General features: G+C 73.5%; 20 protein-coding genes. 5 read left to right on the top strand and 15 right to left on the bottom strand.

Translation table 11 applies throughout. From position 1 onward, the window contains the following. Window positions 1-230: 230 nt before the first annotated feature. Window positions 231-1,331: a citrate synthase 2 gene (locus tag ACIGEZ_RS13315; RefSeq protein WP_399829897.1), complete on the top strand. Its 1,101-nt coding sequence runs from the start codon at window positions 231-233 to the stop codon at window positions 1,329-1,331. On the opposite strand, the gene ACIGEZ_RS13310 is transcribed toward ACIGEZ_RS13315, so the two are convergent. The 12 genes from ACIGEZ_RS13310 to ACIGEZ_RS13255 form a co-directional block, all read right to left on the bottom strand. Then, on the bottom strand, window positions 1,310-2,341 hold the full coding sequence (locus ACIGEZ_RS13310; protein ID WP_399829894.1) for an isopenicillin N synthase family dioxygenase: 1,032 nt from the start codon (window positions 2,339-2,341) through the stop codon (window positions 1,310-1,312). The two genes, ACIGEZ_RS13315 and ACIGEZ_RS13310, sit on opposite strands and share 22 nt — an antisense overlap. 197 nt (window positions 2,342-2,538) lie before the next feature. Next, a complete protein-coding gene (locus ACIGEZ_RS13305; RefSeq protein WP_399829891.1) occupies window positions 2,539-3,117 on the bottom strand; it encodes a TetR/AcrR family transcriptional regulator in 579 nt (192 codons plus the stop codon). After that, window positions 3,105-3,848, bottom strand: coding sequence for an enoyl-CoA hydratase family protein (locus ACIGEZ_RS13300; protein ID WP_399829888.1), 744 nt, complete (start codon window positions 3,846-3,848; stop codon window positions 3,105-3,107). Before ACIGEZ_RS13300 ends, ACIGEZ_RS13305 begins: the two co-directional genes overlap by 13 nt. Next, window positions 3,845-5,422: a 4-coumarate--CoA ligase family protein gene (locus tag ACIGEZ_RS13295; RefSeq protein ID WP_399829885.1), complete on the bottom strand. Its 1,578-nt coding sequence runs from the start codon at window positions 5,420-5,422 to the stop codon at window positions 3,845-3,847. Before ACIGEZ_RS13295 ends, ACIGEZ_RS13300 begins: the two co-directional genes overlap by 4 nt. Before the next feature lie 247 nt (window positions 5,423-5,669). Next, window positions 5,670-6,383 carry a VOC family protein gene (locus ACIGEZ_RS13290; RefSeq protein ID WP_399829882.1) on the bottom strand — a complete coding sequence of 238 codons (714 nt, stop codon included), beginning with the start codon at window positions 6,381-6,383 and terminating at the stop codon, window positions 5,670-5,672. Window positions 6,384-6,512: 129 nt separating this feature from the next. Beyond that, window positions 6,513-6,989, bottom strand: coding sequence for a hypothetical protein (locus tag ACIGEZ_RS13285; RefSeq protein WP_399829879.1), 477 nt, complete (start codon window positions 6,987-6,989; stop codon window positions 6,513-6,515). A gap of 117 nt (window positions 6,990-7,106) precedes the next feature. Then, the gene (locus tag ACIGEZ_RS13280; protein WP_399829876.1) at window positions 7,107-8,243 is read right to left on the bottom strand and encodes an acyl-CoA dehydrogenase family protein; all 1,137 of its coding nucleotides are present in this window, start codon (window positions 8,241-8,243) and stop codon (window positions 7,107-7,109) included. Further along, complete coding sequence (locus ACIGEZ_RS13275) at window positions 8,240-10,120, bottom strand: acetyl/propionyl/methylcrotonyl-CoA carboxylase subunit alpha (protein WP_399830580.1); 1,881 nt, start codon at window positions 10,118-10,120, stop codon at window positions 8,240-8,242. Before ACIGEZ_RS13275 ends, ACIGEZ_RS13280 begins: the two co-directional genes overlap by 4 nt. 20 nt (window positions 10,121-10,140) lie before the next feature. Beyond that, window positions 10,141-11,739: an acyl-CoA carboxylase subunit beta gene (locus tag ACIGEZ_RS13270; RefSeq protein WP_399829873.1), complete on the bottom strand. Its 1,599-nt coding sequence runs from the start codon at window positions 11,737-11,739 to the stop codon at window positions 10,141-10,143. Next, window positions 11,736-13,415: an acyclic terpene utilization AtuA family protein gene (locus ACIGEZ_RS13265; RefSeq protein ID WP_399829871.1), complete on the bottom strand. Its 1,680-nt coding sequence runs from the start codon at window positions 13,413-13,415 to the stop codon at window positions 11,736-11,738. The genes ACIGEZ_RS13270 and ACIGEZ_RS13265 overlap by 4 nt, the downstream gene beginning before the upstream one ends. Beyond that, on the bottom strand, window positions 13,412-14,206 hold the full coding sequence (locus ACIGEZ_RS13260) for a TIGR03084 family metal-binding protein (RefSeq protein ID WP_399829868.1): 795 nt from the start codon (window positions 14,204-14,206) through the stop codon (window positions 13,412-13,414). The genes ACIGEZ_RS13265 and ACIGEZ_RS13260 overlap by 4 nt, the downstream gene beginning before the upstream one ends. 554 nt (window positions 14,207-14,760) lie before the next feature. Beyond that, window positions 14,761-15,690, bottom strand: a complete 930-nt coding sequence (locus ACIGEZ_RS13255) for an EamA family transporter (protein WP_399829865.1) — start codon at window positions 15,688-15,690, stop codon at window positions 14,761-14,763. A 144-nt stretch (window positions 15,691-15,834) separates the two neighbouring features. Between ACIGEZ_RS13255 and ACIGEZ_RS13250 the strand changes: the two genes are divergently transcribed. Both ACIGEZ_RS13250 and ACIGEZ_RS13245 read left to right on the top strand, forming a co-directional pair. Next, on the top strand, window positions 15,835-16,740 hold the full coding sequence (locus ACIGEZ_RS13250) for a LysR family transcriptional regulator (RefSeq protein ID WP_399829862.1): 906 nt from the start codon (window positions 15,835-15,837) through the stop codon (window positions 16,738-16,740). Window positions 16,741-16,774: 34 nt separating this feature from the next. After that, window positions 16,775-17,482, top strand: a complete 708-nt coding sequence (locus ACIGEZ_RS13245) for a DNA alkylation repair protein (protein ID WP_399829859.1) — start codon at window positions 16,775-16,777, stop codon at window positions 17,480-17,482. Between the two features lie 31 nt (window positions 17,483-17,513). Here the strand turns inward: ACIGEZ_RS13245 and ACIGEZ_RS13240 are convergent, their stop codons facing one another. Further along, window positions 17,514-20,429: an FAD-binding and (Fe-S)-binding domain-containing protein gene (locus ACIGEZ_RS13240; RefSeq protein ID WP_399829856.1), complete on the bottom strand. Its 2,916-nt coding sequence runs from the start codon at window positions 20,427-20,429 to the stop codon at window positions 17,514-17,516. A 51-nt stretch (window positions 20,430-20,480) separates the two neighbouring features. On the opposite strand from ACIGEZ_RS13240, the gene serC reads away from it, so the two are divergent. Continuing rightward, complete coding sequence (gene serC, locus ACIGEZ_RS13235; protein WP_399829853.1) at window positions 20,481-21,599, top strand: phosphoserine transaminase; 1,119 nt, start codon at window positions 20,481-20,483, stop codon at window positions 21,597-21,599. A 75-nt stretch (window positions 21,600-21,674) separates the two neighbouring features. Here serC and ACIGEZ_RS13230 read toward each other — a convergent pair whose 3' ends face one another. Then, complete coding sequence (locus ACIGEZ_RS13230) at window positions 21,675-22,667, bottom strand: WD40 repeat domain-containing protein (RefSeq protein WP_399829851.1); 993 nt, start codon at window positions 22,665-22,667, stop codon at window positions 21,675-21,677. Between the two features lie 135 nt (window positions 22,668-22,802). Between ACIGEZ_RS13230 and ACIGEZ_RS13225 the strand changes: the two genes are divergently transcribed. Further along, window positions 22,803-23,483, top strand: coding sequence for a GDSL-type esterase/lipase family protein (locus ACIGEZ_RS13225; protein WP_399829848.1), 681 nt, complete (start codon window positions 22,803-22,805; stop codon window positions 23,481-23,483). A 50-nt stretch (window positions 23,484-23,533) separates the two neighbouring features. On the opposite strand, the gene ACIGEZ_RS13220 is transcribed toward ACIGEZ_RS13225, so the two are convergent. Further along, the gene (locus ACIGEZ_RS13220; RefSeq protein WP_399829845.1) at window positions 23,534-23,941 is read right to left on the bottom strand and encodes a carboxymuconolactone decarboxylase family protein; all 408 of its coding nucleotides are present in this window, start codon (window positions 23,939-23,941) and stop codon (window positions 23,534-23,536) included. Between the last annotated feature and the right edge of the window lie 22 nt (window positions 23,942-23,963).

Genomic DNA, 23,963 nt, shown 5'->3' with positions numbered 1-23,963 from the left:
TGCCGTAGCGCCCGAGTCTGCCCGGCACCGCAGGTGGTTAACCCTTCCTCGCCGGATCGGCGCACTGTGCCGGATGTCACGCTTCCCCGCATCGTCGGAACCGTACAGACTCATGGGCTGGATCGCTGTTACGTCTCACCAACCACCCCCCGCCGGATGATTGATCATCGATCACCACCCCTCGGTCGCCATCGATCGGTTCCGGCGCACACGCATAGAGGAGCCGCCTCATGTCCGATTTCGTACCGGGGCTCGAGGGAGTCGTCGCGTTCGAGACGGAGATCGCCGAACCCGACAAGGAGGGCGGCGCCCTCCGCTACCGCGGGGTCGACATCGAGGACCTGGTCGGCCACGTCTCCTTCGGCAACGTCTGGGGCCTGCTGGTCGACGGCGCGTTCAACCCCGGCCTGCCGGCGGCCGAGCCGTTCCCGATCCCCGTGCACTCCGGTGACATCCGCGTCGACGTCCAGTCCGCGCTCGCCATGCTGGCGCCGGTCTGGGGTCTGAAGCCGCTCCTGGACATCTCCGCCGAGCAGGCCCGCGACGACCTCGCGCGCGCCGCCGTCATGGCCCTGTCCTACGTCGCCCAGTCGGCACGCGGGCAGGGGCTGCCGATGGTGCCGCAGAGCGAGATCGACAAGGCTCAGTCGGTCGTCGAGCGGTTCATGATCCGCTGGCGCGGCGAGCCGGACCCGAAGCACGTCAAGGCCGTCGACGCGTACTGGACCTCGGCCGCCGAGCACGGCATGAACGCCTCCACCTTCACCGCGCGTGTCATCGCCTCGACCGGCGCGGACGTGGCGGCCGCGCTGAGCGGCGCGGTGGGCGCCATGTCCGGTCCGCTGCACGGCGGCGCGCCGTCGCGCGTCCTCGGCATGATCGAGGAGATCGAGCGGACGGGTGACGCGAAGGCGTACGTGCGGCAGGCGCTGGACAAGGGCGAGCGGCTGATGGGCTTCGGCCACCGCGTCTACCGCGCCGAGGACCCGCGCGCGCGGGTCCTGCGTCGCACGGCGAAGGAGCTGGCGGCGCCGCGCTTCGAGGTGGCGGAGGCGCTGGAGCAGGCGGCCCTCGAGGAGCTGCACAACCGGCGCCCGGACCGTGTCCTCGCCACGAACGTCGAGTTCTGGGCGGCGATCGTCCTCGACTTCGCCGAGGTGCCGGCGCACATGTTCACGTCGATGTTCACGTGCGCCCGCACGGCCGGCTGGTCGGCGCACATCCTGGAACAGAAGCGCACGGGCCGCCTGGTCCGCCCGTCCGCCCGCTACACGGGGCCGGGGCAGCGCAACCCGGGCGACATCGAGGGCTACGCCGACATCGCCGGCTGACCCGCGCCCGTGACCAGGTCCGCGTGGTGGCGGACCGCGGCCAGGGGGTGGGCGCGCAGCTTGCCCTTGAGCTCGTTGCGGCCGTACTCGGCGAACAGCGGGTTCGCCGGGTCGGCCGTGATGCCGGGCGCGGCGGCGGCGTACGGGAACTGGAGCGGGGCGATGCGGGCGTCGAGCCGCGGGTTGTAGAAGAACGGGACGGAGAATCGTTCCGTCGCACCGGGCGGTGAGACGACCCGGTGGTTGGTGGCGACGAGATAGCCGTTCGTCGCCACCTCCAACAGCTCCCCCAGGTTGACCACGAACGCGCCCGGCAGCGGCGGCACCTCGTGGAACAGCCCGTCCTCCCGCTCCACCTGGAGCCCGCCCACGTGGTCCTGGAGGAGCAGGGTGAGGAACCCGTAGTCCTTGTGGGCCCCGACTCCCTGGTCGTCGCCCTCGCCGCTGCTGCCGGGGTAGCGGACCAGCTTCAGGTGCGGGTGGGCGCGGGGGCCGAAGGCGTCGTCGTAGAAGTCGGGCGCGGCGCCGATCGAGGTGAGCAGCTCGTGCAGCAGGCGCTCGGCGACGCCGGAGAGCCGCTCGATCCAGTTCAGCGCGGCGAGCCGCAGCTCGGGCAGGCCCTCGGGCCACTGGTTGGGGCCTTGCAGCCACCAGTACGGGGGCTCCCCCGGCGCCGGTACGTGCGCGGGGCGCTCGGCCCCGATGTCGAGCTGGTCCCGCCAGTCGCGGGAGCCGCCGGTGCGCTCGTCGCCGATCCGGGTGTAGCCGCGGAAGTGCGGCGAGTTCGTGGTGTCCAGGGCCAGCCGGTCCGCCTCGGGGAGCGCGAAGAAGGCCCGCATGGCGGAGGTCAGCGCCCGCGTCTCGCCCTCGGTCACGCCGTGCCCGACGAGCTGGAAGAAGCCCACGTCATGGGCGGCGGAGTGAAGCTGGGCGTGCAGCAGCCGCCGGGCCTGGGGGCCTCGGTCGGCCGCGGAGAGGTCGACGATGGGGAGCTGCGAGCTGTAACTCATTGTGTGCGTCCGCGGGAGGTGTACGGCGCCCGGTGCCGTGCCCTGTCGGGCCGTGCCGGGCGATGGGTGGGGCGGGGGTCAGACGCGACCCGGACAGCCCATGCTCGCGACGCGGAGCAGGTCCACGTGGCGACGACGTACGAGCGAAAGCATGCGACCAGCGTACTGCGGGCCGGGGTGGGGCGATGTGGCCCGGGTCACCCCAGCGCCTCGTCCAGGAGTCGGGTCCACTGGCTCACCACGCGCTCGCGCCGGGCCCGGTCGTCCGTGAGCAGGGTGGCCAGGCCCAGGCCGCGGGCCATGTCCAGGAGGCCCTGGACGGATTCGCGGACGCCGGGCCGGGATTCGTCGGCGGCCAGGAGGGCCACGGCGATGCGGTGGGACTCTCGGCCGACGCGGGCCTCGAGCTCGGTGACGCGGGGGCGGAGCTGGTCCTCGTTGGAGGCGGCGACCCACAGGTGGAGGGCGGCACGGAAGAGCGGGCCCGTGTAGAGGTCGACCAGGGCCGACACCACCGCGCGGCGGTCCTGGGTGGGGAGGGTGCGCAGGGCCTGGGAGCGTTCCTCGGCGACGTACTCGACCGCCGCCGTGAACAGGTCCTCACGGGTCGGGAAGTGGTGCTGCGCGGCGCCCCGCGACACGCCGGCCCGTTCGGCGACCACCGCGACCGTGGAGCCGGCCCAGCCGTGCTCGGCAAGGCAGGACACCGCGGCCTCCAGGAGCCGCTGCCGGGTGGCGCGGCTCCTGTCCTGCTTCGGGCCGGTCAGAGCCGCCATGCTGGGTCCCGTCGTTCGAGGAAGGCCGTCATCCCTTCGCGAGCCTCGGCCGAGGCGAACAGCGAGGCGGACAACTGGACCAGTTCCTCCGCGTCCCGCTCGAAGGTTTCCAGGACTCTAGCCGTGACCAGCCGCTTCGACGCGCGCAGCCCCTGCGGGGAGGCGCTGCGCAGACCGTCGAGGATGCCGTCCAGGGCGGCGGCGTCCGCCGTGACCAGCCCCATCCGCAGCGCCTCCGGCACACCGAAACGCTCGCCCGTCAGGTAGTACCGGGCCGCCGCCCGCGGCTCCAGTTTCGGCAGCAGCGTCAGCGAGATCACCGCGGGCGCGACCCCGATCCGTACCTCCGTCAGCGCGAAGTCCGCGTCCGGCGATGCCAGCACGACGTCGCACGCGCCGAGCAGCCCGAGGCCGCCCGCCCGCGCGTGCCCGGTGACCAGGCCGACGACGGGCTTCGGCAGCTCGACGATCTGCCGGAGCAGGTCCACGAAGGCGTACGGGCCCGGCGGCGCCTTCAGGTCCGCGCCCGCGCTGAACGTGCCGCCGCTGTGGGTGAGCAGCACGGCACGGACCGCGGGGTCCTTGCCACAGGCGGTGAGCGCGTCGGCGAGCTCGCCGACCAAGGGGGCGGAGAGCGCGTTGCGGTTGGACGGGGAGTCCAGGGTCAGGGTGGTGATGCCGCGGTCGAAGGCGGTGGTGACGAGGGGCGTGTGCGGTCCGGGCTGGCTCATGTGCGGTCCCTCAGCTCCCGGCGCAGGATCTTGCCCGACGCCGCTCGGGGCACGGTGTCGATGAACTCCACCTGCCGGATCTTCTTGTACGGGGCGACCCGCTCGGCCACGAAGCCGATGACCTCGTCGGGCGACAGCTCCTTCGCGGCCGGCTGGCGCACCACGAACGCCTTCGGGATCTCGCCGCCGTCCGCGTCGCCCACCCCGATGACCGCCGCGTCGGCGATGCCCTCGTGGGTGAGCAGCAGGGCCTCGAGCTCGGCCGGGGCGACCTGGAAGCCCTTGTACTTGATGAGCTCCTTGACCCGGTCGACGACGTACAGCCACCCGTCCTCGTCGACCCGCCCGACGTCGCCGGTGTGCAGCCACCCGTCCTCGTCGACCATGGCGGCGGTGGCCTCGGGCCGGCCGAGGTAGCCCTTCATGACCTGCGGCCCCCGGAAGGCGATCTCGCCCTCCTCCCCCGGCGCCGCGTCCCGCGCCGGGTCGTCGAGCGAGACCAGCCGCATCCGGGTCGCGGGCAGCAGCTTGCCGACCGTGCCGGGCGGCGGGTCCTCGACGGAGAGCGGGACGACGTGCGTGGCCGGGGACAGCTCCGTCATGCCGTACGCCTGCCGGATCGGCGGCAGCCCCAGGCGGGCGGAGCACGCCTCGGCGAGGGCCGCGTCCAGCGGGGCGGCGGAGCAGACGATGTACCGCAGCGACGACAGGTCGTAGTCGGCGACCGCCGGGTGCTTGGCGAGCGCGAGAACGATCGGCGGGGCCACGTACAGGGCCTCGATGCGGTGCTGCTCGATCGCGGCGAGGAAGCCGTCGAGCTCGAAGCGGGGCAGCACGACGACGGTGGCGCCGCGGCGGAGGGGGGCGTTCATCAGGGCGGTGAGCCCGTACACGTGGAAGAAGGGCAGGACGGCCAGGATCCGCTCACCCGGCGCCATCGGTATCAGCGGTTCGAGCTGCGCCAGATTGGTGGCGATGGAGGCGTGCGTGAGCATCACGCCCTTGGGCACTCCGGTCGTCCCGGAGGAGTAGGGCAGCGCGGCGACGTCCTCGTCGGGGTCGAAGGCGAGAGCGGGCTCGGCCGCGGTGGAGCCGAGGAACGACTGCAGCGACCGGCAGCCGTCCGCTTCGGGCGCGGTGTCGCAGACGAACACCTCCTCGACCCCGCCCGCGAGTTCCGCCGCCGCGCGGGCCGTCGCGAGCAGCGGCGACACGGTGACGATCCAGCGCGCGGAGGAGTCCCGCAGCTGCTTGGCGAACTCCTCCGGCGTCGCCAGCGGGTGAACGGTGGTGACGGACGCCCCGGCGCGCGTGGCGGCGTAGAAGGCGACCGGGAACAACACGGTGTTGGGGCTGTGCAGGGCGAGCACGTCACCCTTGCGGACCCCCGCCTCGGCGAGCCCGGCGGCGATCCGCCGGTGAAACGCGTCGACCTGCCCGTACGTGAGCGTCAGCTCCCCCGCGCCGTCGATCAGGGCCGGCGTGTCACCGAACTCGGCGGCCCGCCCGAGAACGGCGTCGTGAATGGGGAGGGAGACGGCCGGAACATCCGCGTACTCGCTGTGGAACACCATGCTTGGCCCCCTGACTGGGTGGATGGTGGCGCCAGGATCGCTTGTGCCGACACGACTTGGGGAGACCTTGTCAGCACCCCGAGAAACAATCAAGCACGCCTGCATGATTCTTGGAGAAGGGAACGACCCGCTCCCGAAGGGGGAGCGGGCCGCAAGACGTGCCGAGGTCACGTCAGATGCGACCGTCCCGCACAGCATCGACGACCCCGCAGCAGCAACGCCTACCGCGGCTCCCTTGGTTCCGGCTTCACCGGCGCGTGAGCACGCGGAACTCGTTGCCGTCGGGGTCGGCCAGCAGCACCGCGTCGTTCCCGCCGTGGGCGGAGTCGAGACGCTTCGCCCCGAGGGAGAGCAGGCGCTCGACCTCTGCTTGCCGATCGCCCTCCGGGACGAGGTCCAAGTGCAGGTCCTTGCCGGGGTCCGGCATGAGCGGCGGACCGCCCCACGTGATCTTCGTACCGCCGTCCGGTGACTGGATGGCGGTCTCCTCGTCCTGGTCCCAGACCAGCGGCCAGCCCAGCGCCTCGCTCCAGAAGTAGCCCACGGCCTGCGAACCATCGCAGGCGAGCGCTCCGATGAAGCCGCAGCCGGCGAGAAAATTGTTGCCCGGCTCGAGGACACAGAACTCGTTGCCCTCGGGGTCGGCGAGCACCACATGGGACACGTCCGTTCCCTGGCCGACGTCGGCGTGCTGCGCGCCGAGGTCGAGCGCCCTGGCCACGGTCTCCCGCTGGTTCTCCAGGGAGGAGCTGGTCAGGTCGAAGTGCAGCCGGTTCTGGGCGACCTTGTGCACCTGGGAGGGACGGAAGCCGAGGCGGTAGGCGGCGTCATTCCCGGACAGCAAGGCGACGCCGTCGTAAGAATCCTCGGCTCTCTCCAAGCCCAGGACGCCGGACCAGAAATGCGCTAGGCGCTCGGGCTGGTGCGCGTCGAAGGAGATTGCGAAGAGTCGGCTGCTCATTGCGCCACGCATCCTCGGTCCGTTGAGTGCCGACTGTCGGCAGGGCGCCATGCCAGCGCCTCGAACGAGGATCCTATGGGCGGGCCGGCCTCAGTTGCAGCCGAGTATTCCGCGGCCCCGGAGCCGGAGCTACACCCGGAGCGGGGTCCCGGCCGTCGCCTCGGGGTCGGCCGTGACGCGGCGGGCGAGCGCCTGCTGGCCCCGTGCCAGCCAGCGCACCGGCCAGTGCAGCAGCACGGCCAGGCAGACCAGCCAGCCGCCCGCGTGGACCGCCCAGACGCCGGCCATGGTCGGGCCGCCCCAGGCCTGGTGGTAGTCGGTGTCCAGGTACCAGACCGGGTAGCCGAAGTTGCGGACCGAGTTGAACAGCGCGTAGCCGACCAGGACGAACGCCGCCGCGTCCAGGGGCAGTCCGAGGACGGCCCGGCCCAGCACCCGGCCGCCGGTCCAGCCGTGGGTGCCGGTGATCCGGGCCTGTAGCCGCGCGGCCCGGCCGGGCTGACCGGTCAGGGTCAGCACGACCGCCGCGAGGCCGGCCGGGAGGGCCAGGAAGGCGCGGGCGGCGGTGCGGACGGTGCTGCGGACGGCAGGGCGGATCGGGGGCATCGGTGACGGCTCCTCGCTCGTGTTCGGCTGACGCCCCGCACTCTCCTCCCCCCACGGTGCCGCCGTCGTCGCACCCGGGAGCCAGGTGCGAGGTCATACCCGGGTACTACCCCCTTCTCAGTACGACTTGGGGAGGCCCAGGGTCTGGTGGGAGACGAAGTTGAGGATCATCTCCCTGCTCACCGGGGCGATGCGGGCCACCCGGGCCGCCGTGATCAGGCGGGCCAGGCCGAACTCGCGGGTGAGGCCGTTGCCGCCGAGGGTGTGGACGGACTGGTCGACGGCGTGGACGCAGGCCTCGGCAGCCGCGTACTTGGCCATGTTCGCCGCCTCGCCCGCGGCCATGTCGTCGCCCGCGTCGTAGAGGGCGGCGGCCTTCTGCATCATCAGGCGGGCCAGTTCCAGTTCGATGTGGGCCTGGGCCAGGGGGTGGGCGATGGCCTGGTGGGCGCCGATCGGGGTCTTCCAGACCTGGCGTTCCTTGGCGTACTTCACCGCCTGGGCGAGGGCGTAGCGGCCCATGCCGATCGCGAAGGCGGCGGTCATGATGCGCTCGGGGTTGAGGCCCGCGAAGAGCTGGAGGAGGCCCGCGTCCTCGTCGCCGACCAGGGCGTCGGCGGGAAGGTGGACGTCGTTCAGGGTCAGCTCGAACTGCTTCTCTTCCGCTGCCAGTTCCATGTCGATCCGGTGGCGTTCGAAGCCGGGGGTCTCGCGCGGGACGATGAACAGGCAGGCCTTCAGGTTGCCCGTACGGGCGTCGGAGGTGCGGCCGACGACGAGGGTGGCGTCCGCGATGTCCACGCCCGAGACGAAGACCTTCCGGCCGTTCAGGACCCAGCCGTCCTCCGTGCGCGTGGCCGTCGTCGTGATGCGGTGGGAGTTGGAGCCCGCGTCCGGCTCCGTGATGCCGAAGGCCATCGTGCGGCTTCCGTCGGCGAGGCCGGGCAGCCAGGCGGCCTTCTGCGCCTCGGTGCCGAAGCGGGAGATCACCGTGCCGCAGATCGCGGGCGACACCACCATCATCAGGAGCGGCGCGCCGGCCGCGCCCGCCTCCTCCAGGACGATGGACAGCTCGGCCATGCCGCCGCCACCGCCGCCGTACTCCTCGGGCAGGTTCACGCCCAGGTAGCCGAGCTTTCCGGCCTCCGCCCACAGCGTCGCCCGGTCGAAGCCGGGGCCGTGGCGGTGGCCCAGGGCGGAGACGGCGGCTCGGAGTGCGGTGTGTTCCGGCGACTCGATCAGGCTGCTGCTCATGGGGTTCGGTCCTCCTGTGCTTCGGTCGTGACGACGGCTAGCAGGGCGCCTACCTCGACCTGGCGGCCGGGGGCGGCGTGGAGCGCGGTGAGCGTGCCGGAGGCGGGTGCGATGACCCGGTGTTCCATCTTCATGGCCTCCAGCCAGAGCAGGGGCCGGCCGGCCTCGACCCGGTCGCCGACCGCCAGGCCGTCCGCCACGCGGACGACCGTGCCCGGCATGGGGGCCAGGAGCGAGCCCGGTTGCTGCTGGGTGGTCGGGTCCGGGAAGCGGGGGGCCGGGGTGAGGCGGTGGCGGCCGACGTGGAGCGATCCGTCCTCGTAGCTCGCCACCTCGAAGTTCCGGGCCACTCCGGCCACTTCCAGGCGGACCCGGTCAGGGGCCACGGCCACCACGCGGATGCCCGGGTGGGACGTCACCTCGTAGCCGCCGCCCCTCGCCGGGCGGTAGCGGACCTCCTGCTTCCCGTACGTCCGCGTCTCGTCCTGGGACCGTACGTTGCGCCAACCGCCGCCGAACCGGGTCCCGTTCCCGGCCGCCTCCGCCAGCGCCGCCGCCACCGCGGCCTCCGCCTCACCCGGCACGGGAGCGGTCAGCTCCGCCAGGTGCCGCTCGTAGAAGCCGGTGCCCAGGCGCGCCGGGTCCGCGAAGTCGGGGTGCCGGAGGGAGGCGACCAGCAGGTCGCGGTTGGTCGCGGGGCCGTGGACGCGGGCGCGTTCCAGGGCGTGGGCCAGCTTGCGGGTGGCCTCGGCGCGGGTCGGGGCGTGGACGACGACCTTGGCGAGCATCGCGTCGTAGTGGACGCCGACGGAGTCGCCGGAGGCGTAGCCGGTGTCGACGCGGACTCCGGCGCCGCCCAGCTCCAGCGCGTGCAGCACGCCGGTCTGCGGGGTCCAGCCGCCCGCCGGGTCCTCCGCGTACAGGCGGGCCTCGATGGCGTGGCCCTGCGGGGGCGGCGGCTCGGCGGGGAGTTCCGCTCCCTGGGCGACCCGGAGCTGGAGCGCGACGAGGTCGACGCCGTACACCTCCTCCGTCACCGGGTGCTCCACCTGCAGCCGCGTGTTCATCTCCAGGAAGTGCGCGCGGCCGTCCGCGACCAGGAACTCGACCGTGCCCGCGCCGACGTAGCCCACCGCCTTCGCGGCCGCCGCCGACCGTTCGTACAGCGACTCGGCCAGGCCGGGCGGCAGGCCGGGGGCCGGGGCCTCCTCGACGACCTTCTGGTGGCGGCGCTGGAGGGAGCAGTCACGGGTGCCGAGGGTCCACACGGTGCCGTGGCCGTCGGCGAGGATCTGCACCTCGACGTGGCGGCCGTTCTCCACGTACGGCTCCACGAAGACCTCGCCGTCCCCGAAGGCGCTCAGGGCCTCTGCCGAGGCTGCCGCCAGCTCCGCGTCCAGCAGCGACAGTTCGCGTACGACGCGCATCCCGCGGCCTCCGCCGCCCGCCGCCGCCTTCACCAGGACCGGCAGGTCCGCCTCCGTCACGTCGGCCAGGGGGGCCACGCCGAGCAGCTCCTTGGCCCGCGTCTTCGACGCCATCGCCTCGATCGCCGCCGGCGGCGGGCCGATCCACACCAGACCCGCCGCCGCCACCTCCCGGGCGAAGTCGGCGTTCTCGGAGAGGAAGCCGTAGCCGGGGTGGACCGCGTCGGCGCCCGCCGCCAGGGCGGCCTTCACCACCAGGTCGCCGCGCAGGTAGGTCTCCGCGGGCGACGCGCCCGGCAGCCGTACCGCCGCGTCGGCCTCGCGTACGTGCAGGGCGTCGGCGTCCGCGTCGGAGTACACCGCGACCGTGGCGATGCCCAGCTCACGGCAGGTGCGGAAGACCCGGCAGGCGATCTCGCCGCGGTTCGCCACGAGGACGGTCGACATCATCTCGGTCATGCGCACAGGCCTCACATTCGGAAGACGCCGAAGCCGCCGCGCGCGCCCTCGACCGGTGCCGTGTGGATCGCGGAAAGGCAGAGCCCGAGGACGGTGCGCGTGTCGCGCGGGTCGATGACCCCGTCGTCGTACAGCCGGCCGGAGAGGAACATCGGCAGCGACTCGGACTCGATCTGCGCCTCGACGAACGCCCGCATGCCCGCGTCCTGCTCCTCGTCGTACGGCTGCCCCTTCGCCTCCGCCGAGGCGCGGGCCACGATGGAGAGCACGCCGGCGAGCTGCTGCGGGCCCATGACGGCCGACTTGGCGCCGGGCCAGGCGAAGAGGAAGCGCGGGTCGTAGGCGCGGCCGCACATGCCGTAGTGGCCCGCGCCGTACGACGCGCCCATCAGGACGGACAGGTGCGGCACGCGCGAGTTCGAGACCGCGTTGATCATCATCGCGCCGTGCTTGATGATGCCGCCCTGCTCGTACTCCTTGCCGACCATGTAGCCGGTGGTGTTGTGCAGGAACAGCAGCGGGATGTCGCGCTGGTTGGCTAGCTGGATGAACTGGGCCGCCTTCTGCGACTCGGCGGAGAAGAGCACGCCCTGGGCGTTGGCGAGGATGCCGACCGGGTAGCCGTGCAGGTTCGCCCAGCCGGTCACCAGGCTCGGCCCGTACAGCGGCTTGAACTCGTCGAAGTCGGAGCCGTCCACGATGCGGGCGATGACCTCGCGCGGGTCGAAGGGGGTCTTCAGGTCGCCGGGGACGATGCCGAGGAGCTCCTCCTCGTCGTACCTGGGAGGCGGCGCCACGAGCGGGTCCGGGTGGGCCTTGCGGTGGTTGAGACGGGCCACGATCCTCCGGGCCCGGCGCAGGGCGTCGGGCTCGTCGACGGCGTAGTGGTCGGCGAGGCCGGAGACCCGGGCGTGCATCTCCGCGCCGCCGAGCGACTCGTCGTCGCTCTCCTCGCCGGTCGCCATCCTCACCAGCGGCGGCCCGCCGAGGAACACCTTCGAACGCTCCTTGATCATCACGGTGTGGTCGGACATCCCGGGGACGTACGCCCCGCCGGCCGTCGAGTTGCCGAAGACGATCGCGATCGTCGGGATGCCGGCGGCGGAGAGCCTGGTCAGGTCGCGGAAGAGCGCCCCGCCGGGGATGAAGATCTCCTTCTGGGAGGGCAGGTCCGCGCCGCCGGACTCGACGAGCGAGATGACGGGGAGCCGGTTGGCGTACGCGATCTCGTTGGCGCGCAGCGCCTTCTTCAGCGTCCAGGGGTTGGAAGCGCCGCCGCGCACGGTGGGGTCGTTGGCGGTGATCAGGCACTCGACGCCCTCGACGACCCCGATGCCGGTGACGATCGACGCGCCGACGGGGTAGTCGCTGCCCCAGGCGGCGAGCGGGGAGAGCTCGAGGAACGGGGTGTCGCGGTCGACGAGCAGCTCGATCCGCTCGCGGGCGAGCAGCTTGCCGCGCCCCCGGTGCCGTTCGGTGTACTTCTCGCCGCCGCCCGCGAGCGCCTTGGCGTGCTCGGCGTCGAGGGCGGCCAGCTTCTCCAGCATGGCCGTGCGGTGGGCCTCGTAGTCGGGTCCGCCGGTGTCGAGGGCGGAGGCGAGGACGGTCACAGGAGTTCCTCCGGTAGGTCCACGTGCCGGGAGCGGAGCCATTCGCCGAGGCCCTTGGCCTGCGGGTCGAAGCGGGACCGGGACGCGACGCCCTCGCCGAGGAGTCCGGTCACGGTGAAGTTGACCGCCCGCAGGTCGGGGAGCAGGTGGCGCTCCACGCTCGACCCGGCGGTCTCGGGCAGGAGTCGCCTGAAGCGGTCGGTGGTGAGGTAGTGGGCGAGCCAGCGCCAGGCCCGGTCGTCGCGAACCCACACCCCGACGTTCGCGTCGCCGCCCTTGTCGCCGCTGCGGGCGCCCGCGACGAGGCCGAGCGGAGCGCGCCGGACCGGCCCGTCGGGGAGCGGCTCGGGCAGCGGCGGTCGCGGTACGGGTGCGAGGGGGCGGGTCCGCGGCGGTACGGGGACGGGGGCGCGGGTCCCGTCGGGCAGCACGGCCGTGTGCGGGACCTCGCCGGCCGGGACGTACGCGGTCTCGAAGACGCCGTAGGGGGCGCCCTTGCCGGGCGGGGCGGTGACGTGGAAGCCGGGGTAGCTCGCGAGGGCGAGCTCGATCGCCGCTGCGGTCAGGGCGCGGCCGACGGCCTCGGGGTCCTGGTCGCGGACGACGAGCCGGAGCAGGGCGCTCGCGGTCTCCTGGGTGTCGGCGTCGGGGTGGTCGGTGCGGGCGAGCTCCCACCTCACCTGCGCGGGACGGGACTTCGCCTCCCGCTCCAGCGCGTCCTCGATCTGCGCGCGGACCAGGGCCGCCTTCGCGTCGATGTCGAGGCCGGTGAGCACGAAGACGACCTCGTTGCGGAAGCCGCCGAGCCGGCAGAGGCCCGCCTTGAGGGTCGGGGGCGGCGCCTCGCCGCGTACGCCGTCGATCCTGACCCGGTCGGGGCCGTCCTGGGTGAGCCGCACGGTGTCGAGGCGGGCGGTGACGTCCGGCCCGGCGTAGCGGGCGCCCGCCGTCTCGTAGAGGAGCTGGGCGGTGACGGTGCCGGTGTCGACGAGGCCGCCGGTGCCGGGGTGCTTGGTGATCACCGCGCTGCCGTCCTCGTGGAGTTCGGCGAGCGGGAAGCCGGGGCGGCGCACGTCGTGGCCGGTGAAGAAGGCGTAGTTGCCGCCGGTGGCCTGGGTGCCGCACTCCAGGACGTGGCCGGCGACGACCGCGCCCGCGAGCCGGTCGTACTCCTCGGGCCCCCAGCCGAAGAACCACTGCGCGGGCCCGGTGACGAGGGCGGCGTCGGTGACGCGGCCGGTGACGACGACGTCGGCGCCCGCGTCGAGGCAGGCGGCGATGCCGGCGCCGCCGAGGTAGGCGTTGGCCGCGAGGACGCCCTTCTCGGCGGGGAGCCGGTCGCCCTCGACGTGGGCGATCCGGGCGGGGACGCCGAGGCGTTCGGCGAGGGCGCGCAGGGCGTCGGCGAGTCCGGCCGGGTTGAGGCCGCCCGCGTTGGCGACGATCCTCACCCCGCGCTCGTGGGCGAGGCCGAGGCCCTCCTCCATCTGGCGCAGGAAGGTCTTGGCGTAGCCGGTGGTGGGGTCCTTGAGGAGGTCGCGGCCGAGGATGAGCATGGTCAGCTCGGCGAGGTAGTCCCCGGTGAGCACGTCGAGTCCGCCGCCGGTGAGCATCTCGCGTACGGCGTCGAAGCGGTCGCCGTAGAAGCCGGAGGCGTTGCCGATCCGGAGGATCACGACGCGTCCCCCTGAGGGGCCCGGCCCGGACCCGCCGGGCCCGCGAAGGCCTGGGCGATGGTGAGCCAGTGCTCGGCGTCGGCGCCGCGGGCGACGAGCGCGGTGTCGGCGCGGTGGACGCGCTGGGTGACGAGGAGGCAGAAGTCGAGGGCGGGGCCTTCGATGCGCTGGGGCGCGTCCTCGGGGCCGTACGACCACATCTCGCCGTCGGGGGCGGTCAGTTCGAGGCGGAAGGGGTCGGCCGGCGGGGTGAGGCCGCGGACGAGGTACGCGTAGTCCCGGGCCCGGAGCCCGATCCAGGCCACGTGCCGCAGCCGGGCGGTGGGCTCGCGTACGGCTCCGAGGGCGTCGGCCACGTCCTGGCCGTGCGCCCAGGTCTCCATGAGCCGGGCGGTGGCGAGGGAGGGGGCGCTCATGGCGGGCCCGTACCAGGGGAAGCGGGCGCCGGGCGGGGCCTCGCGCAGCACCTGGTGGAGGCGCTCGCGGACCTCGCGCCACCGGGCGAGCAGCTCGGCGGGAGGCAGGGCCGCGCCCTCCTCGGCGCCCTCGTCGACGAAGCGGTCCGGCGCGGCGAGGGCCTTGGCAGCCTCGGCGGCGAAGGCCTCGGGGTCGGTCGCGGCGAGCAGCGCGGCCCGGTCGGTCCAGGCGAGGTGGGCGATCTGGTGGGCGACCGTCCAGCCGGGCGCGGGGGTCGGCGTCGCCCATTGGTCTTCGGTCAACTCCCCTACGAGGGCGTCGACTTCCTCGCTCTCGGCACGCAGATCGTCGAGGACGACGGCGGGGTCGGACACGGAGCGCTCCCCTCGGGGACGGCGGTCACGGGCGTGTGCCGAGGAGCATGGCAGGGCCCCGGGAAACAATCAAGCACGCTTGCATGATTTTCCCGGGGCCCCGGACCGCCGAGGAGCGACTCCCGGAGGAACGACTCCAGAGGAACCGCTCTCCGAGGAACGGCCCTCAAAGGAACGGCCCTCAGACGTAGGAGCGGCCCAGCGCACCCTGGCCGCGGACACGGTCCACGTCCTGACCTGGCCCAAGGGCAGGGTGACCGCGGGCCGCGAGGCGTACCTGGGCGACGTGGCGGCCGACGCAGGGGCGTTCTGGGCCTAGGCCCAGGCCGTGTCTCTCCGGGCCGGGGATGCCTCCGGCATTCCCAGACTCCCGCGCCGGGGCCGGGCTTCCCCCGTACCCGCCCCGGCGCGGGCCGCACGTCCGCACCCGGGCCGCCGCCGGCCGCCCGCCAAGGCCCCGGTCAGGCGCCCGCCCGGCGCCCCGGGTGCGGACACCGGGGCCCGGTCGCGCCGGCCTCGGGTGGTGCGGCGGGGGCCCTCCCGCGGGTCGAAGGTCAACGGGAGCGGGCGACCTGGCTCCGTACCGCGCCCATGCTCGCCGCGATCACCAGCCCGATGGCGAGGGCGTCCGTCACACCGAGCGCCTGGTGCAGGACGAGGAAGCCGGCGGTGGCGGCGATGGCCGGTTCCAGGCTCATGAGGATGGCGAAGGTGGGGGCGGGGAGGCGCCGCAGGGCGAGGAGTTCGAGGGTGTAGGGCAGCACCGAGGACATCAGGGCGACGGCGAGACCGAGCCCGATCGTCGACGGTACGAGCAGCCGGTCCCCCGCCTCCGCGATGCCGAACGGCAGGCTGAGCACCGCGCCGAAGGCCATCGCGAGGGCGAGCCCGTCCGCCTGCGGGAATCGGCGGCCGGTACGCGCGCTGAAGACGATGTACGTCGCCCACATCGCACCGGCGGCCAGGGCGAACCCGGCACCCGCGGCGTCGAGCCGGTCGAAACCGCCGCCGCTGAGCAGCACCACGCCGCCGAGGGCGAGCCCGGCCCAGAGCAGGTTGACCAGGCGGCGCGAGGCGACGACGGAGAGGGCCAGCGGGCCGAGCACTTCGAGGGTGACGGCCGCACCGAGCGGGATCCGGTCCACGGCGAGGTAGAAGAGGATGTTCATGCCGGACATGGCGGCGCCGAAGGCGAGCACGGTCCCCCAGTCGGCGCGGCCGTAGCCGCGGACGCGCGGCCGGCAGACCACGAGCAGCACGGCGGCGGCGAGCACGAGCCGCAGCGTGACGACGCCGAGGGCGCCGGCCCGGGGCATGAGCAGAACGGCGACGGCGGACCCGAACTGTACGGAGAGCCCGCCGGCGACGACGAGGGCGACGGGCCCGAACCGCCCACCCTTGGCGGCGGAAGCCGGAGCCGGGGCCCGGGTCGCGCCGGGGGCGGTGGCGGTGGCCACGGGTATGTCCTTGACCGGGCTTTCCACCGGCGCGCTCCTTGCAGACGATGACGAGGGGTGAGGCGAGGTTCGTAGGTTCAATCCATTGAACCATCAAGTCCAGAGTACTGAACTAGATGCCCTCTGCACACTCTCTTTCCTCACGCTACGAGCAACCGCGCGCCGCGTGAAATGCCGATCCGCCCCTGCTTATGCTCCGCACGCATGAGCCGCACGAACATCGAGCTCCGCCACCTGCGCTGCTTCCTCGCCATCGCCGACGAGGGCACCCTCACCCGCGCCGCCACCCGCCTCCACCTCACCCAGCCCGCCGTCTCCCGCACCCTCGCCGCCCTGGAGAAGCACCTGGGCGCCCGGCTGGTGGACCGCTCGACCCACCACCTCGCCCTCACCCCCGAGGGCCGCGCCTTCCAGGACCGGGCCGCGGCGGCGGTCGCCGCGTTCGACACGGCCGTCGACCCCGAGCACCTGCACCACCGCCCCCTGCGCCTGGGCCACGCCTGGTCCGCCTTCGGCCCGTACACGACCCCCCTGCTCCGGCGCTGGCAGGCGGCCCACCCCGAGACCCCGCTCGAACTCCTCCGCATCGACGACCGCACGGCCGGCCTCCTCCGCGGCGAAGTCGACGCCGCGCTGCTACGGGGCCCGGTGGAGGTGCCGGGCCTGGCGACGGAGGAGCTGCTGACGGAGACCCGCGTGGCGGCGGTCCCCTCCGACAGCCCGCTGTCCGCCCACGAGACCCTCACCCTCGCGGACCTGGCGACCCAGACGGCCATCCTCAACCCGGTCTCGGGCACGACCACCCTCGACCTGTGGCCCCCGCACGCCCGCCCCCGCTCCACCCTGACCGTCGCCAACACGGACGACTGGCTCACGGCGATCGCCGCGGCCCGGGGCATCGGCGTCTCCGCCGCGTCGACGGCCGCCCTCCACCCCCACCCGGGCGTGACCTACCTCCCCCTGACGGACGCGCCACCCATCCCGGTGCTGCTGGCCTGGCGGGAGGGGGACAGACACCCGGCGGTGGGGGCACTCCTGCGGCTTGCCAGGGACATCTCGGGCGCACGGCCGTCGTAGGCTGAAGCCCGCACGCGAGGGACAGGAGACCGAGGTGGCCGAGACGGCACCGACCGGGGCGACGGTGGCCGAGGTGATGGCCGAGCTGGCCGCGCTCGAGGACCCGAAGGCACGCGAGGTCAACCAGAGGCACGGGGACGATCACGGTGTGAACCTCGGCAGGCTGCGAGCCCTCGCCAAGCGGCTGAAGACGCAGCAGGACCTCGCGCGCCGGCTCTGGGCGACGGACGACACGGCGGCGAAGCTGCTGGCGATGCTGATCTGCCGCCCGAAGGCGTTCGAGCGCGACGAGCTGGACGGCATGGTGCGCCAGGCGCGCACGCCCAAGGTGCACGACTGGCTCGTGAGCTACGTGGTGAAGAAGAGCCCGCACGCCGAGGAGCTGCGCGTGGCCTGGTCCGCCGATCCGGATCCCGTGGTCGCGAGCGCCGGCTGGGCGCTGACCACCGACCGCGTGGCGAAGAAGCCCGAGGGCCTCGACCTCGCCGGCCTGCTCGACGTCATCGAGGCGGAGATGAAGGACGCCCCGGACCGGCTGCAGTGGGCGATGAACCACTGCCTGGCCCGGATCGGGATCGAGCACGCCGAACACCGCGCCCGGGCCGTCGGGATCGGCGAGCGCCTGAAGGTGCTCAAGGACTACCCGACCTCCCCGGGCTGCACGTCCCCGTTCGCCCCCGTCTGGATCGACGAGATGGTGCGCCGGCAGCACGACAAGCAGGTGGGGCCCGGCCCCACGTGAGTCGGGTTTGGGCCAGATCGGCGAGACGCCTCTAGGACGTCCCCTCTCGGTCCAGCGCCTCCGCCAGCACCTCCGCCACGTGCCGTGCCCTGCGCCCCTCCGCCATGTGCGCGATCTGCGTACGGCACGAGAATCCGTCGGCCAGGACCTCCGCGTCCGGCGGGGCCGCCGCGAGGGCCGGCAGGAGCTGGTCCTCCGCGCAGGCCCGCGACACGGCCTCGTGCCCCGGTTCGAAGCCGAAGTTGCCGGCCAGGCCACAGCAGCCGCCCGCCAACTCCCCTGCCAGCCCCGCCCGTTCGCGCAGCCTGCGGTCCGGCCCTCCACCCAGGACCGCGTGCTGGTGGCAGTGGGTCTGGCCGGCCACCGGGCGGTCCAGGCGGGGTGGCCGCCAGTCGGGGGCGAGCTCCTCCAGGACCTCGGCGAAGGTGCGCACGGAAGCGGCGAGACGTGCCGCGCGCGGGTCGTCCGGCAGGAGCTCGGGCAGATCCGTACGCAGGGCCGCCGCGCAGGAGGGCTCCAGGACGACGACGGGCCGCGCACCCGCACCCGCACCCGCACCGCCACCCAGACCCGCACCACCACCGGGACCCGCATCACCGGCACCCGCACCGCCGCCGGAGTCCCCGCCCCCCATCACCTGATCCATCACGTCGAGCGTCCGCCGCATCACCCGCCGCGCCGCCCCCAGCCGCCCCGTCGACACGTACGTCAGCCCGCAGCACACCCGCCCCGGCGGCAACGCCACCCCGAGCCCCGCCGCCTCGAAGACCCGCACCGCCGCGGCGCCCACCTCCGGGGCCAGGCGGTCGGTGAAGGTGTCCGGGAAGAGCGTCAGCGCCGGTGGCCGTCCCGACGCGCGCTCACCGAACCAGTACGTGAAGGGCCGCTCCGCCACCCTCGACATCGGCCGCTCGGGCGTCACCCCCGCCAGCCGGGCCGCGAACGGCAGCCCCATGGCCACGTTCAGCCCCCGCCCGAACATGTCGAGCCAGTGCGGCAGGCCGCCCATCGTCCAGTGCGAGCGCGGTCGCCGCCACGGCCGCCCCGCGTAGTAGCCGGCCAGGAACTCCGCCTTGTACGCGGCCATGTCGACGCCCACCGGGCAGTCGCTGCGGCACCCCTTGCAGGACAGGCACAGGTCCAGGGCCTCGCGCACCTCCTCCGAGCGCCACCCGTCGGTGATGACCTCGCCGAGCGCCATCTCGTGGAGCAGCCGCGCCCGCCCGCGCGTGGAGTGCTTCTCCTCCCCCGTCGCGCGGTACGAGGGACACATCACGCCCGGCCCTGAACTCGGGCCCTCCACCCGGCACTTGGCCACGCCCACACACCGCGCGACCTCCCGCCCCAGGCCCACCACCGGCAGCCCCGCGAACCGCAGGCCCTCGTCGAGCCGCTTCGGCCGCACCAGCATCCCCGGGTTGAGCCCGCCGTCCGGGTCCCACAGGTCCTTGACCGCGCCGAACAGTCCGACCAGCTCGTCCCCGTACATCCGCGGCAGCAGCTCCGCCCGCGCCTGCCCGTCCCCGTGCTCGCCCGACAGCGAACCTCCGTGCGCCACCACCAGATCGGCCACCGCCTCCGAGAACTCCCGGAAGCGGCCGACCCCGTCCCCCGTCCACAGGTCGAAGTCGATCCGCACGTGGATGCAGCCGTCGCCGAAGTGCCCGTACGGCGTCCCCCGCAACCCGTACTGCGCCAACAGGCCCCGGAACTCCCGCAGATACGCGCCGAGCCGCTGCGGCGGCACCGCGCAGTCCTCCCACCCCGGCCACGCCTCGGCGCCGTCCGGCATCCGGGTCGCCGTCCCGGCCGCGTCCTCCCGGATCCGCCACAGCGCGCGCCGCACCGCCGGGTCGCGCACCACGACGGAATCCAGCGCGTCCGCCGCCCGCACCAGCCGCCGGGCCGCGTCCTCCCCGTCCACCTCCACGAACAGCCACGCCGCACCCCGAGGAAGCCCTCCACCCCCACCGCGCGCAAGCCCCCCGCCCCCGCCCCGCACCAGATCGGCCGCCATCCCCTCCACCGTCAGCGGCCCGTACCCCAGCAGCCCCGCCGCCGCGTCCGCCGCGGCGCCCTCGTCCGCGTACCCGAGCACCACCAGCACCGGCGCCGCCGGCAACGGCACGAGCCGCACGGTCGCCTCCGTCAGCACCCCGAGCGTCCCCTCGCTCCCGCAGAAGGAGCGGGCCACGTCCGCGCCCCGCTCGGGCAGCAGTGCGTCGAGGGCGTAGCCGGAGATGCGGCGGGGCAGCCCGGCCGGGTAGCCGGTGCGCAGCAGCGCGAGGTGAGCACCGACCAGTTCCCTGAGCCCGGCCGGCGCCCCCCGCCAGTCCCGCCCGAGGCGCAGTCGCTCGCCCCCGTACGTCACGACCTCCAGCCCGCGGACGTTGTCGGCGGTCGTCCCCCAGGCCACCGAGTGGGCCCCGCACGCGTTGTTGCCGATCATGCCGCCGAGGGTGCAGCGGCTGTGCGTGGACGGGTCGGGGCCGAAGGTGAGCCCGTACGGGCGGGCCGCCTCGCGCAGCCGGTCGAGCACGAGGCCCGGCTGGACGACGGCCGTCCGCGCCTCGGGGTCGAGCGACACGAGGGACCGCAGGTGCCGGGTGAAGTCGAGCACGACACCCGTTCCGGTGGCCTGTCCCGCGATGGACGTACCACCCCCGCGGGCGACGACGGGCACCCCGTACGTACGGCAGACGTCCAGCGCGGCCGCCACGTCGTCGGCGTCCCTCGGGGCGACGACGCCGAGCGGCACGCGCCGGTAGTTGGAGGCGTCCATCGAGGTCAGGGCGCGGGCCGTGGTGGAGAAGTCGACGTCCCCCGCCACCGCCGCGCGCAGGGCGCCCGCCAGCTCCCCGGCCGGGGCGCCCACCGGACGCCCCGGATGCCTCGCCGCGTTCTCGTGTGATCCCACGACTACAGGATGTCTCAGTCCTCGTCTCATCCGGCGGACATCCCCCGACCCCGCCTTCGCCGACCCGATACGCTCCGCCTCGTGGCCGATATCCAGATTCCCGCTGACATCAAGCCCGCCGATGGCCGTTTCGGCGCGGGCCCCTCCAAGGTGCGTACGGAGGCGCTGGACGCCCTGGCCGCCACCGGCACCTCCTACCTCGGCACCTCCCACCGCCAGGCCAAGGTCAAGAACCTGGTCGGCGAGGTGCGTGCCGGCATCAGTGACCTGTTCTCGCTGCCCGAGGGCTACGAGGTGATCCTGGGCAACGGCGGATCGACCGCCTTCTGGGACATCGCGACCCACGGTCTGATCGAGAACAAGTCGCAGCACCTCACCTTCGGCGAGTTCTCCTCCAAGTTCGCGAAGGCCGCGAAGCTGGCCCCGTGGCTGGCCGAGCCGACCGTGATCTCCTCCGACCCGGGCACCCACCCGGAGCCGGTGGCCGAGGCGGGCGTCGACGTCTACGCCTACACCCACAACGAGACCTCCACCGGTGTCGCCGCCCCGCTGAAGCGGGTCGCGGGCGCCGACGAGGGCGCGCTCGTCCTGGTCGACGCGACCTCGGGCGCGGGCGGTCTGCCGGTCGACATCACCGAGACGGACGTCTACTACTTCGCCCCCCAGAAGTCCTTCGCCGCCGACGGCGGTCTGTGGCTGGCGGCCTTCTCGCCGGCCGCCCTGGAGCGCGCGGCCCGCGTCCACGCGTCCGGCCGCCACGTCCCGGAGTTCTTCTCCCTCCCGACGGCGATCGACAACTCGCTGAAGAACCAGACGTACAACACCCCGGCGCTCGCGACCCTCTTCCTGCTCAACGAGCAGCTGAAGTGGCTCAACGGCCAGGGCGGCCTGGACTGGGCCGTGGCCCGTACGAAGGAGTCCTCCCAGGCGCTGTACGGCTGGGCCGAGGAGTCCAAGTACGCGACCCCCTTCGTCACCGACCCGGCGAAGCGCTCGCAGGTCATCGGCACGATCGACTTCGCGGACGACATCGACGCAGCCGCGGTCGCCAAGGTGCTGCGCGCCAACGGCATCATCGACACGGAGCCGTACCGCAAGCTGGGCCGCAACCAGCTGCGGATCGCGATGTTCCCGGCGATCGACCCGGCGGACGTGCGGGCCCTGACGGCCTGCGTGGACTACGTGATCGAGAAGCTGTAACGACGCCCCGTGCGCGGACGAGGGGCCCGGCACCGGACATGTTCCGGTGCCGGGCCCTCGCGTGTCCGCAGCGGGTCAGTCGCGCCGCAGCAGCCGCTTCCCGCCGATGACGATTGCGGTGGCGACGGCGAGGACGACGATGCCGAGCCCGAAGTTGCCGTTGCCGCTGCCGGGTGTCCCGGCCCCGGTCCCCGACTTCGACGGTGCCGGACTGCCGCCGCCGCTGTGGCCCGGCGGCCTGCTCGCTCCGTCCGCCTCCACCCGTACCACCCGGCTCTGCCGCCCCTCCGAGCCGAACATGAGGGCCGAGCCGTCCGGCGCGTACGTCACCGATTCCGCCTGGCCCTGGAAAGGCGCTCCCACCGAGGTGCCTTCGTCGGCCAGGCGGCCGTTCTTCCAGGCGTACTCCTTGGCCAGGAGGTAGCCGCGCAGGACGAGCCGGTCGCCGTCCGGGGAGAAGGCGCCGTCGGTCACCCACGGCACCTCTCCGACGCGCCGGAAGACGTTGGTGCGGGAGGAGTCCAGGCGCTCGGGGCCCTCGTACAGGCCGCCGCCGTCCTCGTTCTTGCTGGCGATGTAGACGCGGCCGGTGCGCGGATGGACCATCAGGGCCTCCGCGTTGCGGGCCCCGTCGGCGTACTTCACGTCGTACTGCCTGGCCTGGACGGTCTGGTCCTTCAGCTGCTTCGGCTCGGGGAAGCGGTAGATCCAGACGTGGTCCCAGGAGCCGTCGAGGTTGTCGCCGACGTCGCCGACGTAGATGTTCCCGTCCGGCCCTACGGAGATGGCCTCCATGTCGCGTGGGGTGCCGACGCCCTTCATGGTGAGGGTCGCGACGGTCTTCCCGGTGCGGGAGTCGATGCCGAAGACGCGCGGCTGGTCCTGGTCGTTGTGCGTCCAGTAGATCCCGGGGTGCGCCCGGCTGGCGGCGAGGCCGCTGGACTCGGTGATCCGGGGGTCCTCGATGGTGAAGTCACGGTCGGGCCCGTCGGCGGCCCAGGCCGGCGCGGCGGCCGTGAGCAGGACGAGGACCGTGGCACCGAACAGGCGCAGCGCAGCAGATCGCATGTCCCCAGCCTGCCACGGGCGCTGTGGTCGTTCCGGCGGGCCCGGGCGTGGGCGGGGCGGCGCGCGGTGGGCGCGGGTCTCTGGTGTCGGGAATCACGTCGCCGCCCCGCGCCGGCGTCGGAGATGATGTTCGTCATGCGTTTTCTGTTCGTCGGCGACAGCATGACCATCGGACGCGCCGGCGACTTCACCTGGCGCCACCGCATGTGGCAGCACCTGGAGAGGGTGCTGCCCGGCGGGTACGAGATCGTCGGCCCCCGCACGGAGTTGTACGAGGCCGGGGCCGACGCGGCGGTCTCGCACGCCTACGCCGACCCGGCCTTCCCGGCCGCCGCCCGCCGCCATCTGGCCGGCTGGGGCGAGGGCTGGCTGCACATGGCGCCGCTGATCGGAGAGACGGTGAGGGCGACCGGCGCGGACGTGCTGCTGATCTCGCTGGGCCTGATCGACCTGGGCTTCTACACCAACAGCGACCAGACGGCCGCCAACGTCCGCGCCTTCCTGACCGCGGCCCGCGAGGCGAACCCGCACGTCCGGGCCGTCCTGCTCCCCGTCATCCCGAACGTACGGGCCGAGTACGACGCCCCCTTCGCCGCCGAGTGCATCCGCTTCAACGAGCTGCTGGCGAAGACGATCGCGGACGAGGACACCGCCGCCTCCCCCCTGCTCCTGGCGACGATCCCGGAGTCGTACGACCTCCCCACCGACACCTACGACGGCACCCACCCCGGCCCGACCGGCGAACACAAACTGGCAGCGGCCTTCGCGAACGCGCTGCACCAGGCGTGGGGCGTGGGCGGCGCGTACGCGTACTAGCCCGACGGCCGCCCGCCCGGCGGTTTCACGGTTCGTCGGGCCGTGCTCCGTCAGGCCGCGCGGGTCAGGCGGTTGGCGAAGGTGGAGACCGTGTAGGTGCCGATGCCGAGGACGACCTCCAGGGCGTTCTGGCGGGTGTAGTCGTGGGCGTAGAAGGCGTCGAGCTCGGCGTCGGTCACCGCGCCCGAGGAGGCGAGGACCTGGAGGGTGAAGCGGCGTACGGCGGCGAGGCGTTCGGGGGCCGGGGCCGGGCCCAGGGCGGCCAGTCTCGCCTCGTGCATGTCGATGCAGAGGTGGCACTGGTTGTGGGCGGCGACGGTCAGGATGACGGTCTCGCGGGAGTGCGGGTCGAGGGTGGTGGACTCGAAGATCTCGTTGAGCTTGAGGAAGCCGTCGAGGGTGTGCGGCGACTCCTTGAGGAGCTTGATGGCGTCGGCGGTACGGGTGTCGAGCGACAAGGTGGGATCTCCCCCGGTAGCG

The organism is Streptomyces sp. NPDC085481 (assembly GCF_044541845.1).
GTDB lineage: Bacteria > Actinomycetota > Actinomycetes > Streptomycetales > Streptomycetaceae > Streptomyces.
The sequence above is the reverse complement of the archived record's forward strand: the minus strand, read 5'-3'. Positions and strand labels throughout refer to the sequence as shown.